The 13,397-nt window shown below is 50.8% G+C and carries 14 protein-coding genes; 1 reads left to right on the plus strand and 13 read right to left on the minus strand.

What is annotated here, in order from left to right; genetic code table 11:
- Window positions 1–12 precede the first annotated feature (12 nt).
- The 7 genes from EYA77_RS00965 to EYA77_RS00995 form a co-directional block, all read right to left on the minus strand.
- Window positions 13–408: a molybdopterin dinucleotide binding domain-containing protein gene (locus tag EYA77_RS00965; protein WP_042696581.1), complete on the minus strand. Its 396-nt coding sequence runs from the start codon at window positions 406–408 to the stop codon at window positions 13–15.
- Window positions 409–497: 89 nt separating this feature from the next.
- On the minus strand, window positions 498–926 hold the full coding sequence (locus EYA77_RS00970) for a hydrogenase iron-sulfur subunit (RefSeq protein ID WP_042696583.1): 429 nt from the start codon (window positions 924–926) through the stop codon (window positions 498–500).
- The gene (locus EYA77_RS00975) at window positions 926–2,965 is read right to left on the minus strand and encodes a CoB--CoM heterodisulfide reductase iron-sulfur subunit A family protein (RefSeq protein ID WP_042696586.1); all 2,040 of its coding nucleotides are present in this window, start codon (window positions 2,963–2,965) and stop codon (window positions 926–928) included. The genes EYA77_RS00970 and EYA77_RS00975 overlap by 1 nt, the downstream gene beginning before the upstream one ends.
- Before the next feature lies 1 nt (window position 2,966).
- Window positions 2,967–3,893, minus strand: a complete 927-nt coding sequence (gene hdrB, locus EYA77_RS00980) for a CoB--CoM heterodisulfide reductase subunit B (RefSeq protein ID WP_042696588.1) — start codon at window positions 3,891–3,893, stop codon at window positions 2,967–2,969.
- Between the two features lie 3 nt (window positions 3,894–3,896).
- Entirely contained in the window at window positions 3,897–4,481 is a 585-nt protein-coding gene (hdrC, locus tag EYA77_RS00985; RefSeq protein WP_042696591.1) for a CoB--CoM heterodisulfide reductase subunit C, read from the minus strand.
- Between the two features lie 6 nt (window positions 4,482–4,487).
- Entirely contained in the window at window positions 4,488–5,651 is a 1,164-nt protein-coding gene (locus tag EYA77_RS00990; RefSeq protein ID WP_081406599.1) for a 4Fe-4S binding protein, read from the minus strand.
- A 22-nt stretch (window positions 5,652–5,673) separates the two neighbouring features.
- Complete coding sequence (locus EYA77_RS00995; protein WP_042696592.1) at window positions 5,674–5,955, minus strand: 4Fe-4S binding protein; 282 nt, start codon at window positions 5,953–5,955, stop codon at window positions 5,674–5,676.
- A 456-nt stretch (window positions 5,956–6,411) separates the two neighbouring features.
- Here EYA77_RS00995 and EYA77_RS01000 point away from each other — a divergent pair, with 456 nt between their 5' ends.
- Entirely contained in the window at window positions 6,412–7,368 is a 957-nt protein-coding gene (locus EYA77_RS01000; RefSeq protein WP_167815596.1) for a tRNA(Ile2) 2-agmatinylcytidine synthetase, read from the plus strand.
- A 31-nt stretch (window positions 7,369–7,399) separates the two neighbouring features.
- Here the strand turns inward: EYA77_RS01000 and EYA77_RS01005 are convergent, their stop codons facing one another.
- Genes EYA77_RS01005 through EYA77_RS01030 form a run of 6 tightly spaced genes read right to left on the minus strand, consistent with a single transcriptional unit; the run spans window position 7,400 to window position 13,392 of the window.
- The gene (locus tag EYA77_RS01005; protein WP_167815597.1) at window positions 7,400–8,398 is read right to left on the minus strand and encodes an isocitrate/isopropylmalate dehydrogenase family protein; all 999 of its coding nucleotides are present in this window, start codon (window positions 8,396–8,398) and stop codon (window positions 7,400–7,402) included.
- Window positions 8,395–8,871 (minus strand): 3-isopropylmalate dehydratase, encoded by a 477-nt coding sequence (locus EYA77_RS01010; RefSeq protein WP_167815598.1) that lies wholly within the window; start codon window positions 8,869–8,871, stop codon window positions 8,395–8,397. The genes EYA77_RS01005 and EYA77_RS01010 overlap by 4 nt, the downstream gene beginning before the upstream one ends.
- Window positions 8,871–10,121, minus strand: coding sequence for an aconitase/3-isopropylmalate dehydratase large subunit family protein (locus EYA77_RS01015; RefSeq protein WP_167815599.1), 1,251 nt, complete (start codon window positions 10,119–10,121; stop codon window positions 8,871–8,873). Before EYA77_RS01015 ends, EYA77_RS01010 begins: the two co-directional genes overlap by 1 nt.
- Window positions 10,118–11,284, minus strand: a complete 1,167-nt coding sequence (locus EYA77_RS01020; RefSeq protein ID WP_167815600.1) for a homocitrate synthase family protein — start codon at window positions 11,282–11,284, stop codon at window positions 10,118–10,120. Before EYA77_RS01020 ends, EYA77_RS01015 begins: the two co-directional genes overlap by 4 nt.
- The gene (locus EYA77_RS01025) at window positions 11,265–12,392 is read right to left on the minus strand and encodes a thiamine pyrophosphate-dependent enzyme (protein ID WP_167815601.1); all 1,128 of its coding nucleotides are present in this window, start codon (window positions 12,390–12,392) and stop codon (window positions 11,265–11,267) included. The genes EYA77_RS01020 and EYA77_RS01025 overlap by 20 nt, the downstream gene beginning before the upstream one ends.
- 4 nt (window positions 12,393–12,396) lie before the next feature.
- Window positions 12,397–13,392 carry a radical SAM protein gene (locus EYA77_RS01030; protein WP_245241087.1) on the minus strand — a complete coding sequence of 332 codons (996 nt, stop codon included), beginning with the start codon at window positions 13,390–13,392 and terminating at the stop codon, window positions 12,397–12,399.
- Window positions 13,393–13,397 lie beyond the last annotated feature (5 nt).

The following is a 13,397-nucleotide window of genomic DNA, read 5'->3' on the forward strand; positions in this document are numbered from 1 at the left end:
GTTTTACACCTCTTACTGTCCACATGCTTTAAGAACGACAGATAACGAGTCGAGGACCGTCTCGTTTTCTGCAGGTTCAACGGTAACTTTGGTACCTTTGAATGTCGGCATTCCGGTAGAATAGGTATTGATATCAACTACCATGTTGGCCCAGGGACCCATTGGAATCCATCCGATTCCTGGGTGGGGACCCTGAGTTGCCTCAATGGCTTTGACGATAATACTACCATACTCACTGGTAACGCGGACATTGGTATTTTTCCAGATGCCGAGTTTTTTGATATCTGAAGGATCCAGTTCGATGATTCCGCAGGCTTTCATGTAATCAGGTTTTTCTTTACCAGACTCCATTGAAACACCCTGCTGGATCGTTCTTCCGGTGATCAGATTCAGAGTAATCGTGTTCATAAACTCATGTGCTCCTATTATATTCTGCTGAGTTTGTCAAAAAGATACGTGTGGAGATAATTTTAAATTAAATTATCTTTGTCCACACATTATTTCCTTTTGTTAAACTCCGCGATGGGGCTTGGACCGATCTCTTTGATCGTGTTGATCACGTCAGTGATAACGACTGCCCATTTTGCACCTTCCGATGCTGACACAAAGGTCATACGGAAGCGCCTGTGTTCAATACCCATGTTGTTGAGAATACTCTTGACAAGGAACATTCTCTTTGCTGCCTTGAAGTTTCCTGCAAGGTAGTGGCAGTCACCAAAGTGACAGCCGGACACGAGAACACCGTCTGCTCCATCGGCAAAAGCTTTCAGGACGAACAGGGTGTCGATACGACCAGTACACATGACACGGACAATACGAATGTCCGGCGGATACTGGGTACGGGCTGAACCAGCACCGTCTGCTCCGGCGTAGGAACACCAGTTGCAGATAATACCGATAATCTTTGGTTTCCACTCGTCAGACATTACTGCTCACCTCCAAGGAAGAATGCATCGATCTGAGCCAGAATCTGCGGGCTCGTAAAGTGCTGCATCTTGATTGCTCCTCCTGGGCAGAAACCGCCGCAGGTACCGCAGCCTTTACACTTTGCTGCAGTTACTTCCATTACTGTTCTGCCGTCGACGATTGTCATGGCAAGAGCAGAGTATGGGCACTGATTAACACACATACCGCAGCCGGCGCAGATATCCTGCATACACTGGGCATAGTACGGCTCGAGTTCGACCTGACCTGCGTGAATCGGAATGGATGCTGCGGACGCGGCACCTTCTGCCTGTGCTACTGTGTCTGGAATGTCTTTTGGACCCTGACAGACACCTGCAAGGTACACACCGGCGGTGGTGGTTCCACAGGGGTTCAGTTTCGGGTGGGCCTCAAGGAGCCACTTGTCGATCGAGCAGGATACACCGAAGTGTCTGCGGACAACTTCCGTTTCTGCAGTCGGCTGGATAGCAGCTGCAAGGACAACAAGATCGACTTCGATCTCAACAGGCATGCCGAGGAGCGTGTCTTCTGCAATAACAAGGAGATTCTTGTTTGGAAGCTCCTGGATCATAGCAACACGTCCACGGATGAACTTCGCGCCTTCGTGCTGGATACGGTAGTAGAACTCCTCGTATGCTTTACCGAAGGAACGGATGTCCATGTAGAAGATGTAGGCTTTGCACCCGGGGATCTTTTCGATGATCTGGTGAGCGTGTTTCAGCGAGTACATGCAGCAGAATCTGGAGCAGTACGGCTTGCCGACACCGGTGTTGTCACGGGAACCTGCACAGAGAACGAATCCAACGGACTTCGGGGTCTCGCCGTCAGAGGGACGGACAAGGTGACCGATGGTCGGACCGGATGCACAGATCAGGCGTTCGAACTCAAGAGAAGTGATGACGTTGTCATAGAGTTTGTAACCCCATTCTTTCTTCTGTTCGATCGGGAAGGTTTCGTAACCGGTTGCAATGATGACAGTACCGACTTTGATCGTGAAGAGTTCGTCTTCCATCTCAAGATCGATTGCCTTCTTGGTTCCGCAGGCAGTAATACAGAGACCGCATTTAACACATGCATCGAAGTCGATGGTGTAGATAAGCGGCACAACCTGAGCATGCTGGATGTAGATCGCCTTGCGGGGTGCCATGCCGAATTCCCAGGAGTTGGGTTTTACGACGGGACAGACGGTGGAACAATCACCACAGCCGGTACATCCTCCACCGACGATACCTTTTGCTGCTGCTTCCGTCGGAGTTAAAACCCCGCGGGCGTGACGGCGGATTGTGACATCAAAGTTACCGATGTATCCCTCGACATTCTCGACTTCAGCGAGAGTGTAGAGTTTAATATTCGGCGTTCTGCCGGCTTCTGCCATCTTTGGAGACAGAATGCACTGTGAACAATCGAGGGTCGGGAAGGTCTTGTCAAGCTGGGACATACGACCGCCGATTGTCGGTTCCTTCTCAATTAAGTAGGTCTCGATACCGGCAGCTGCAAGATCCATAGATGCCTGAATACCGCCGATACCTGCACCAACAACTAAGGCGCGGTGTTCGACCGGCACTGCCATCGGGTAGAGATCTTCGAGTTTTGCAGCTTTTGCAACGGCAATACGGACGGCGTCTTTGGCCTTGTCAGTTCCGCCATCCCAGTCGTGCATGTGGACCCATGAGCCCTGATCACGAATGTTTGCCATCTCGAATCTGAACTGGTTCAGACCGCCGTTTGCAGTGGCGGTTCTAAAGGTCTGTTCATGCAGACGGGGGGTGCATGCAGCAACGACGATACCTGTAAGGTGGTGCTCTTCGATTGCCTCTTTGATCATGTTCTGACCGGGAGTCGAACACATGTATGCATAATTCTGGGCAACGACAACGTGAGGAATGGTTTCTGCATATTCCTTTACTGCCGGAACATCGATCGACCCTGCGATATTTGTACCGCAGTGGCAGATGAAGACACCAATCCTTGGTTCTTCAACTGCAGGAGATGATGCGGCGTTTTTACCTGTATATACCATCTTACTGCCCTCCCTTCAGTTTGTCAAGGAATGGATTGCATGAGATCTGGTGAAGATCGAGACCGAGTTCATTCGGAGTCATACCCTGGGCAAGACCGAGCATTTCACAGTAGTGTAAAACCGGAATATTCCACTCGACACCAAACTTCTGACCGATTTCAAACTGACCGCGGTCGAACTGCAGCTGGCAGAACGGACAGGTGTCGACGATTGCGTCAGCACCGACAGCAGCCATATTTGTGAGTTTTTCGTTGGTGATGTCGAGAGCGTGAGCGATATCGTATCCGCGGACTCCTCCGCCGGCACCACAGCACTCCATTTTATTGCGATATTCAACAGCTTCAGCGCCAAGAGCATCGACGAGTTCTTCGAACCACATCGGGTGTTCACTGTCACCGATTGCACCGCCGGCAAACTCACGGTCCTTTGCGGGCTTGAGTAAGTGGCAGCCGTAGTGGCAGGCGACTTTCACACCGGCAAGGGGTGTGTTCACACTGTCTCTGATTTTGTCAAGACCGCAGACGTCATCGTTGTAGTAAAGCTCCGCAAGGTGGTAGACATTGGTAGTGCCTTTAAACTCCATGTCGACTTCCTTTAAAACTTCGTTGACTGAGTCGCGAAGCTCGTCGTTGTGTTTCAGTTTGTGGTTGACTTCCCAGATCGACTTGTAACAGCCGTTACAGATCAGGGCGATATCCATATTCATCTGTTCTGCTAAGATGAGGTTTCTTGCAGCCATTGCATACCAGACATTGAGGTCAATGGACCCGAATGCACCAGGTGCCGGGCAGCAGGATGCTCCCTTTAACGGAACGAGTTCAATACCAAGGTTCTTACCAGTACGGATTGCAGAGGCCTCGATGCCCGGATACCGGTTCGGAGCAATGCATCCAAGGAAGAATGCGTATTTGTGTGTCTCGTGTGACATAATTTACTGACCCTCCGCAAGAACTTTGTCTGCAAGCTGTTTGGTACCGTATGCCTCGAGGATTTTCCGAATGGCCGGAATATATTCGGGGTATTTGGAGGTTGTTTCCGGTTCTGCTTCAAGACCTAACTTGACACGGGCTGCACGGTTTGCATCACTGTTTGGAACACCGTGACCGGTGTTGTAGATGAAGTTAACCGTTGCAAGGAAGTTTTTCGGGACGATTCCCTGTCTTGCTGCAATATTTCTCATTGCCATGATGACATCGGTCGGAATGAGGTCTCTTGGACAGCGGTCCGAGCAGGTATAACAGGTCGTACACAGCCAGAGATCCGGGTCGTTCAGACAGACATCTCTCATACCGAGATTGACTCTGCGCATGAAATTTCTGATACGGTAGCTGCTTCTTGCACCTGACGGACAGGAACCAGTACAGGTTCCGCACTGGAAACATATGTGGGCTTCAGTTCCACCGATCTTTTCGACTTCGGCAGTGAACGACGGGTCTGAGTCCTGACTTGGACGGTAATACCTGTCAGTGAGACGTGCTGCAAGGGCAGCATCTTTGTATGCTTTTGCACTAGTCATATTTGTTCACTCCACTTTTTTTACTTCAACGTGACCGGAAGTCTCACGTACTTTTGAGGTTCTGGGGACGTAGAGTTTTTCTGCGATCTTCTTGAAGAGGTCGGTTTCAGGTCCTTTGACTCTGATTTCAGTTCTCTTGAGTCTGATAACATCTTCTGACGGACATGCATTGACACAGGCGCCGCAGAAAATACAGAGATCCTTGTTGACGGCAATTACTGCCTCCTTCTGTTTCTTCATGCCGACAGCAGAAGCGGGAGACGGAAGATAAATCGCATTGCACGGGCAGACTTCAACACAGGTCGAACAGCCGGCAGGGCATTTTTCTGCGTTGAAGCTGATTTCTCCATCGAAGAACTTCTTGATGGTGACTGCCTCGGTTGGGCAGGTCTTCTCACACCATGAACAGGTGCAGCAGTTTTCAACATCGATGGTTACTTTGCCTGGAAGTTTGTTGGACTCAACAGCGCGCTCAACCTTGATTGCCTCAGTCGGACATGCAAGTGCACAGACCTGACAAGCGTTACAGAGTTTTTCATCCCAGACGATATCTCCGAGAGATTTGGCCGTCTCAGCATAGAATGGAATACGGTCTACGGAGAGTGCCGGACATAGTGCCGCACAGATACCACAGACTGTACACTTTTCCTTGTCGACCACAAAGGTCGTCTTTCCGGTAAGAGCTGCCTGACGCTTCGCACCATCTGCGGCATCCACACCTTCAAAGGTCGGAACATCACGGATGATTGCATCGTTTGGACAGACCTCATGACAGATAGTACAGCGGTTACACTTGGACTCGTCAATTTCGGCAGTAATATCATACTGCGGGAAACCTTCCTGTTCAAGGATAGGCAGACTCGGTTCGCCGTCAACCTCTAAACCAAGAGCATTGAACGGACATAAAATTACACACACACCACAGTAAGAACACTTTGCCGGATCTACTGAGATCGGTGCTTCGGTAGTCACTGCACCACGGCGGACTGCTCCGACAAGCCCAAGGACGATTGCCTCTTTTGGACATGCTTCAGAACAAATACCGCACCCGGTACATACATTCTTTTTCAACACGAGGTGGGAGACTTTCGCGAGGAGCTTCTGCTCCATAATGATGTTGTCTCCATCAGTCTTCGTGGAGAATTTTGGATACATTGTGCTCATTGCCATGTATTAATCCTCTCCAATTTTTTTAGTGGTGAGCTCCAACTACAGCTTTCGCTGCAGGCGCTCCTTCCTGCGGTCCTACCAGTCGAATAACGTTGTACGGACATGCTTCTACACACACACCGCAGCCCGCACAGAGCTCGTGTTTCACGTCAAGGATTTTAGCCTTGCCGTCAACGACGAGGTAGATCTTGTCGGTCGTTGCCGGATCTACTGTGTTGAGCTCGAGTGCGTTCACGGGACATGCGACCACACAATTGTTACAACCGGTACATCGCTCCATGTTAATATGCATTGCAAATGCCATTGCTTATATGCACCAGCCTATATCGATCGAAATCGATTACTGATATGGTTGAGTAAGATGATAGATAAAGGTTCTCAATAGAAAGAAGCTCAATTTGAGCTTAGATTTCCAACAATAAAATACTATGATTTACTAATAATATATTGTTAACATAGTATGGATGAAATAACCCACGAGTATTGATCGAAATAACTCCCGCGGATATCCCTTCAAATTAAAGAGGGTTAAGCAATCAATCCAAAATTTAAGCGTATTTTGAATGAAAACCCAATTTGTGCGCGTTTTTCCAAAAGGCCCGGATGTTTGGAATCTGATTAAAGCTGACAGGATATCAATCATGTTTGTTTACTTGAATCATGAGAATAACGGTGGGTTGTTAAAAAAACTGTCGCATCGAACATCTCTTATACTCCCACGACCGATCTTTCTGTTAACGAAATTTCCGGTATCAAAAATATGACTCTCACATTAACCCCAGATCAGATCAAAGAAAAGTTTGGACCGATGTTCTGTCACCGGCTCCTTGTGATGACCGATGAGAAAAACGGCATTGTCGAGATCCATGAACAATGTCATGCAAGAGGCCCGATCGAATGGGACCACATGAACCGAAGAAGAGCAAAAGGCGCCCTGATTTCAGCAAAAACCGAAGGGACCTCAATGACGATGATCGCAAAAATCGGTTCCTATCCCGTCAGCTTTGGGCCCTCCGATACGGAACTCGGCGGCCAGGCACTTGAAGCCGTAGTTGTAGAGGGAACTGAAGTACGAACCTCCTGGGCAGGAGCGGCCGGGGCCGGTGTTGGGGTCGCTGCATGCTTATCCCAGGCGCCTGGCGTCCTCAGAACGGAATATGCCAGTGAAGAAGATCTGAAAGTCGGCGGTGCACGTATCTGCAGAAGCACGATCATTCTCCCGAAGTATGAAAAGATCACCTTCGGCATAGATGATACTGATACGAAAGAGGGAGGAGCAACCTGGGTCCTTGCTTTGAAGTGCGGCGAAGCCTGTTCTATTGAAGGGGCCACCTTCCTTGGCATGCGGATCATCCAGCTCAACCCGAAAGCTCCGGAAAAGACCACCAACTGTACCGGTTCAGTGATCACGTTTGCGGTAAAACCTGAGAAGAAGGATGAACTGATTGCCTTTGTCAAAGCATTCGTCGAAGAAAGAACGATGAGCAAAACGACCGGGATCTGTTATTATGCCGGCATTCGTCTTCCGGACTCGGCATATGCAAAGCGGGTCAAGACCGAACTCCTGACACGTGAAGAGGCCGTGAACGAGGCGGAAAAACTCGGCATCACCTTTATCGACAGTGCAAACGGAAAAGGAAGGATAGGGGCTCTTGGAGCACTGCTCTGGGCAGACGGCGGAGTGGAAGCAGCCGGCTTGTACGGCGAAAAAGCCTGATACAAACTACCAGTACCCTCTCTATTCCTCTCTATTCTTTTTTACTGACAGCGTCAACTAAACGGCTGCCAAACTCTGACGTTGAGGCCATGCCTCCAAGATCAGGAGTGGATATCCCCGAACCAATCAGCTCCCGGACAGATTTTTCGACCAGATCCGCCTCATCCTTCATCCCGAAATACTCAAGCATCATCGCTGCACTCCGGATCGCAGCAACAGGATTTGCGATACCCTTGCCGGCAATGTCCGGAGCGCTTCCGTGAACAGGCTCGAAAAATGCATATTTTTCCCCTATGTTCGCGCTTGGAAGCATCCCAAGACCTCCGGTGAGATACCCGCAGACATCGCTTAAGATATCGCCGAACATGTTTGTCGTAACGATCACATCATACTTATTTGGATGCTGTAAAACATCCAGACACAAAGCATCGATAAACACAGCTTGTGTTTTTATTCCGTATGCCTCTGCGGTCTCCTGACACGTGTCTCTGAAAAGCAGATCGGATTTCAGAACATTGCCTTTGTAACCGATAACGAGCGGATGATTCCGATCTCGTTCCAGAACAAGAGAGCAGGCTTTCTCCGCGATCCGCCTGGATCCGGCCTTCGTCACCACGCGAAGGGTCGTCGACCTCTCGGTCCCGATCTCCTCGATCCCTGAATATAGTCCCTCGGTATTCTCCCGCACGATCATCACATCGACGGAGGATCCGTCGCCGGATGACTGCAGGGATCGGATCGGACGAAGATTCGCATACAGATCGAGTTCATGTCTGATCTGCAAAAGAACGCTCCGGTAATCCGGATCCGGAGGTGTCGTCACAGCCCCAAATATAATCGCGTCGGCTCCCTTCAGCTCACGAATGTCATCCGGGGAACAGGCAGACCCCGTCTTCTCCCATTTGGCAAGACCGAGTTCGACCTCAAAAAAATCCGCATCGGTGAGAAAATGCTCAAGGATCTTTCGTGCCTCGGGGATAACCTCGGGCCCGATACCATCCCCTTCCACTACAGCGATACGATGGCTCATGGTTCACCAGACCCGGAAAGATAGGCATTCAGACCGCCGGCATACAGGATCTCCTTCATCCGGCTGGAGAGAGGTTTTGCCTGATAAACGGCATCCGATGTTTTGACATACGATTCATCGGTGTCAAAAGAGATGAGATCGCCATTCTCACATACAACATCCGCTTCGAAAACATACAGTCCGAGATTCACACAGTTTCGGAAAAAGATTCTCGCAAACGACGGAGCCACGACGGCACGTACCCCTGCTTCTTTGAGAGCTGCTGCCGCCTGTTCGCGGGATGAACCGCAGCCGATATTTTTTCCGGCAACCAGAACCGAGCCGTTCAGTCGTCCGGCAAGACGTTGATCGTAATCCTCAAAGGCATGCTCCACCCATACCGACCGGTCGGTCGTCCGAAGATAACGCCCGGCGATGATCATGTCGGTATCCACATCCTCGCCGATCACAACGGCATGTCCTGATACGATCATCAGTTCAGCCCTCCGTTCCACTCATCAGGCGATCTGATCTCCCCGTAAAGGGCGCTGACGGCGGCAGTCGAAGGAGAACAGAGATAATATTCGGCTCCGACACCCATCCGGTTCCTGAAATTCCGGTTCGCTGTGGAAAGACCAACCTCACCTTCACCAAGGACACCCATATGTGCCCCGAGACACGGTCCGCATCCCGGCGGACAGATAACGCAGCCCGCTTCAAGGATGTCGGACAAAACACCTGTCGAGAGAGCTTTTGCATACGCATCCTTCGAAGCAGGAGTCACGATCGTTCGTACAGCGACTTTTTGGCCTTTGACGATATCAGCGAACCGTTTGAGATCCTCAAAACGACCGTTCGTACACGTCCCAACAAACACCTGATCGATCGAAGTCCCCGAATACCGCGTAACCGGTTCGGCATTATCGACCCGGTGAGGTACGGCAAGAAGCGGTTCAATATTATCGAGATCGAGGCAGATCTCGGATTCATAACTGCAGTCTTCGGGTTTCTGCAGAGAAATTCTTTTCTCATCCGCCCCGTAGGTTATCAGATGTTCACGGGTCAGAGGATCCGCATAGAATAGACCGGCCTTTGCCCCGGTCTCGACCGCCATGTTAGATAACGTCAGCCTTCCTTCGACCGGCATGCCGGAGGTCCCGTCGCCGATAAATTCCAGAGCTTTGTAGGTCCCGCCGTCCATGCCAAGCGCTTTTACATAAGATAGAGCGACGTCCTTGGGTTCGGCATGGCCGGAAAGTTTGCCGGAGAGCACAATACCTATCGACTCGGGAACTCTAAACCAGGTCCCGCCGGTTGCCCAAATGCCCGCCATATCGGTTGCTCCGACACCGGTTGAAAATGCGCCGAGTGCCCCAAGCGTGCATGAATGCGAATCCGCCCCGACAACGATCTCGCCCGGAAGACAGACTCCTTCGCTCATTATCTGATGACAGATCCCGCAGCCGACCTCGTGAAAATGCATCCGATTCTCTCGTGAGAACTTCCGAAGATCCCCCTGAAGATCGGCCGTGACCGAGTTGTTCGCCGGCGAGATGTGATCATATATTATAGATAATTTTTCAGGATTGACAACAGACTTGCCTGGTATCCGGAAATTTTCGAAAGCGACCAATGCCTGAGCACCGGTCCCGTCGTGGGCAAAAGCCCGATCGACCATCCGGTCGACATACGTTCCTTCGGCAGACCCGAGGATACGTTCGGAAAGTGTTCCTGCCATCTTCATCCCGTCCTGGCTTTATCAAAACCCGATGCCTTTTTCAATTCAGTTTCCTGTCTGGCCTCGGAAATTACCGAGAGAAGAACATCCTGAGTGATGCTCTGCTTTGTCTCGCTGATCGATTTGATCCGCTCCAGAATGACATCCACCTCGCCTGGGACCGGGCTGTATCCAAGGGTCGTTAGAATATACTCGAGTCCTTTTCTTCCGGTATGTTTGCCGAGAATGAACTTCTGCTCGGCCCCGACCATCTCCGGCGGATAATACTCGTAGGTATTTCTGTCCTGAATCAACGCGGCGATGTGGATCCCGCTTTCATGACAGAAGGCATGTTCGCCGACTACCGGTTTTGTCTTTGCAATTTTGATCCCGGAATAGGTTTCCACGGTCCTCGAAAGAGTCTGAAGAGCAGAGAGATCATATCGGTCAACGCCCCCCTGCATCCTGAGTGCGACGAGAACTTCCTCAAGAGAGGCGTTTCCGCACCGCTCGCCGATCCCGTTTACGGTCGTATGAAGCTGGAATGCTCCTGCCTGGGCTGCAGTAAACGTGTTGGCACTCGCAAAACCCATATCATTATGACAGTGAACACAGAGAGGGTTTTTCAATCCCTCGTTTAGTTCAAGCACGGTCTCATACATGGAAAGAGGCGTCATACAGCCGACCGTATCGGCATAACTGCTGTAGGAAGCTCCCCGTTCAGCTCCTTTCGCATACATCTCTTTCAGAAATGCCGTGTCCGTTCTCGACGCATCCTCGGCGGAGAATCTGACCTTTATCCCGTGATCGAGGGCATAATCGAGCATGCCAAGAGCAAGATCGAGCATCTCTTCCCGGGTCTTCTTGTATTTTATACGGATATGCAGATCCGATGTCGCGAAAAACAGACTGACAAGATCGACACCGCAGTCTATCGCTGCATCGATGTCGCTTTGAACACAGCGGGATAAACAGCATATCTCCGACGGCAGATCCATCTCAACAATGGATCTGACGCTGCGCTTTTCATACTCGGATACGCTTGGGAACCCTGCTTCGATGATATCGATGCCGATATCGGAAAGGCGCTGGGCGATATCCTGTTTTTCTTCGCAGGTGAAAGACACCCCAGGCGTCTGTTCACCATCCCTGAGCGTTACATCGCATATTTCAACATTCAATGGTTTCATGATTTTCTCCAGAGGGGCATTCCCCTTCAACGACCAGAATTCCAAGGCCGGTTTTTTCAGTAACTCCTTTTTCGATCAGCTCTTCAAGACGGGGATCAGCGGCCGAAACGACCGTGGGGGTAAACCGGGCCAGATAGGGCAGAATATCCGGGCAGTCCTGACCGCCGGTCATGCCCAGTTTTCTGTTTTTCAAAATAATGCAGAACAGAGAGCCGTGCTTTTCGTACATATCGATGAGAGCATTCAGCCCGGAGTGCAAAACCGCATAATCACCCATGAGGGCGATCTTCGTGCTCTTTGCAGCAACCGCCGGCGAAGATCCAAGCCCATAGTTTGCATGAGAAAAACAAAACGGCGGGTTCTTCGAAAGAAGCGAACAGCCGGTATCGCAGATCGCAGCAGTATTATTCTTCGAAAACGTGTTTTTCAGAATGGAAAACAGCGGCTTGTACGGACAATTCCTGCAGAGCGTCCGGTAATGACCCCGGGAAGCGAACGTCTCGGGAACGGTATTTTCCCGAATCAGCTTCTGCTTCATAACAGCGGTGATGGTTTCTGCGTATTCACAGCGCCCTTTCATCGTCAGATCATCCGGGAATACTATCCCGTATCCGTTTCTTCGTTCAGGGAGGGAAACATCCAAAATCCCGGCATCCAAAACCGCCGGAGTGACCCGGATGATCGCGACCCGCGAGTAGGTTTCCGAGCTCTGCATCGCCGCTTCGACCGAAGAGCAAAGATCGTCAGAAGTCGGTTCAAGGACCGGGACCGAGGCAACATCCCCGTACTTCCGAGAATCCTGCCTGGTCTGGGATCCGCGAACCTCGGTATCGTCTCCTGCGATGATCACGACACCTGCCTTAAGCCCCTGATAGGTCGCAGAGACCAGCGGATCGGAAAGGGTGTTCATGCCGGCATTCTTGACGATGACCACTGCTCTCTTCCCGGAAAGTGACATCCCGAGAGCATACTCAAGAGCGATCTTTTCGTTGAGCGTGTACTCCGCTCCGCATTTTTCCGCAAGATCCGTGACCGGATAACCCGGGACCGCGAAGCATACATCGGATCCGTGTAAAACAGCGGAGGCAAATCCATCTTCCGCCTTCATGACATCACCTCCTCGCATCTAAATCAGTAATTGGAGCGAGATCGCAGCCCATACATTTTGCGCACATGGTTTTGGCTTCTGTCGGATCGAGACCGAAACGCGGAAGTTCACTCTGCAGGAATTCGGCAATGCCGAGAATATCCGGTGCCGAAGGGCGGGTATAATCGGAAAGCTCTGCCGAAGGAGTCAAAGGACGGATGATCGGGATGATCCCATTTTCGAGACATTGGGTGATGCACTGTTTCATCTCGGCTTTTGACTCGCCCAGACCCAGAATGATGTTGGTATACACGCGATTTTTTCCAAAAACCCCGGCGGCTTCCTTGAGGGCGGCCCATACCTCCTCCCAGTCAAGGCCGGGACACATCTCGGCAAATAATTTCTCAGTCGCGGTCTCGAGATTGAACTTCACCTCAAAGACTCCAAGCTCGAAGAGTCTTTTGGAAAGCCCGGGAGTCGGGTAAACCGAAACGCCGATCGGCAAACCAAAGGATCTCACCCTTTCCAGAATGGCAAAAAGGCATTCCTCTTCCTCTTTCATCGTCCCGATAACGCCGCTCGTAAGAGAGATACACTCGATCGTATCCCGTTTCAGCGCATCCGATATCAAGGAAGCTACCTCATCAGGAGTTTTTGTGTGTTTATCCAGGTTTGGAACATTACAATACCGGCACGAGAAGATGCAGCCTTCATTGATTGTGATATACGCCTGCTTTGGGCAGTGACAACCGGATTTTTCCACAAACCCTTCGACGGAGACAAAACCATCCGGTCCATCAAACGTAAGAACCGCAGCTTTTCCGGAGTTTTCGATTTTAACCGGGCTATTCTCGTTCAGTGTCAACCGTATCCGGGAAAACCCGTTAGAGAAAAACACCGAACCGCCTTTTCCAACACCAGGTCCGGCGTGGGAGGGCAAGGATGCCGGAATCGGGACTCCAGTAACATTTGCCGAACCGATGGCTAAAAGCAGGTGTTTGATTCGGCCAAGCTCATTCATCTCTG

The organism is Methanocorpusculum sp. GPch4 (assembly GCF_012062385.1).
GTDB classification, from domain to species: domain Archaea; phylum Halobacteriota; class Methanomicrobia; order Methanomicrobiales; family Methanocorpusculaceae; genus Methanocorpusculum; species Methanocorpusculum parvum.

Excerpts from the sequence above, each read along its gene's own strand:
- EYA77_RS00965 (WP_042696581.1), bottom strand. The coding sequence starts at position 408 with ATGAACACGATTACTCTGAATCTGATCACCGGAAGAACGATCCAGCAG.
- EYA77_RS01030 (WP_245241087.1), bottom strand. The coding sequence starts at position 13,392 with ATGAATGAGCTTGGCCGAATCAAACACCTGCTTTTAGCCATCGGTTCG.
- EYA77_RS01015 (WP_167815599.1), bottom strand. The coding sequence starts at position 10,121 with ATGAAGATGGCAGGAACACTTTCCGAACGTATCCTCGGGTCTGCCGAA.
- EYA77_RS01000 (WP_167815596.1), top strand. The coding sequence starts at position 6,412 with ATGACTCTCACATTAACCCCAGATCAGATCAAAGAAAAGTTTGGACCG.
- hdrB (WP_042696588.1), bottom strand. The coding sequence starts at position 3,893 with ATGTCACACGAGACACACAAATACGCATTCTTCCTTGGATGCATTGCT.
- EYA77_RS01025 (WP_167815601.1), bottom strand. The coding sequence starts at position 12,392 with ATGAAGGCGGAAGATGGATTTGCCTCCGCTGTTTTACACGGATCCGAT.
- EYA77_RS01005 (WP_167815597.1), bottom strand. The coding sequence starts at position 8,398 with ATGAGCCATCGTATCGCTGTAGTGGAAGGGGATGGTATCGGGCCCGAG.
- EYA77_RS01020 (WP_167815600.1), bottom strand. The coding sequence starts at position 11,284 with ATGAAACCATTGAATGTTGAAATATGCGATGTAACGCTCAGGGATGGT.
- EYA77_RS00995 (WP_042696592.1), bottom strand. The coding sequence starts at position 5,955 with ATGGCATTTGCAATGCATATTAACATGGAGCGATGTACCGGTTGTAAC.
- EYA77_RS00970 (WP_042696583.1), bottom strand. The coding sequence starts at position 926 with ATGTCTGACGAGTGGAAACCAAAGATTATCGGTATTATCTGCAACTGG.
- EYA77_RS00975 (WP_042696586.1), bottom strand. The coding sequence starts at position 2,965 with ATGGTATATACAGGTAAAAACGCCGCATCATCTCCTGCAGTTGAAGAA.
- hdrC (WP_042696591.1), bottom strand. The coding sequence starts at position 4,481 with ATGACTAGTGCAAAAGCATACAAAGATGCTGCCCTTGCAGCACGTCTC.
- EYA77_RS00990 (WP_081406599.1), bottom strand. The coding sequence starts at position 5,651 with ATGGCAATGAGCACAATGTATCCAAAATTCTCCACGAAGACTGATGGA.
- EYA77_RS01010 (WP_167815598.1), bottom strand. The coding sequence starts at position 8,871 with ATGATCGTATCAGGACATGCCGTTGTGATCGGCGAGGATGTGGATACC.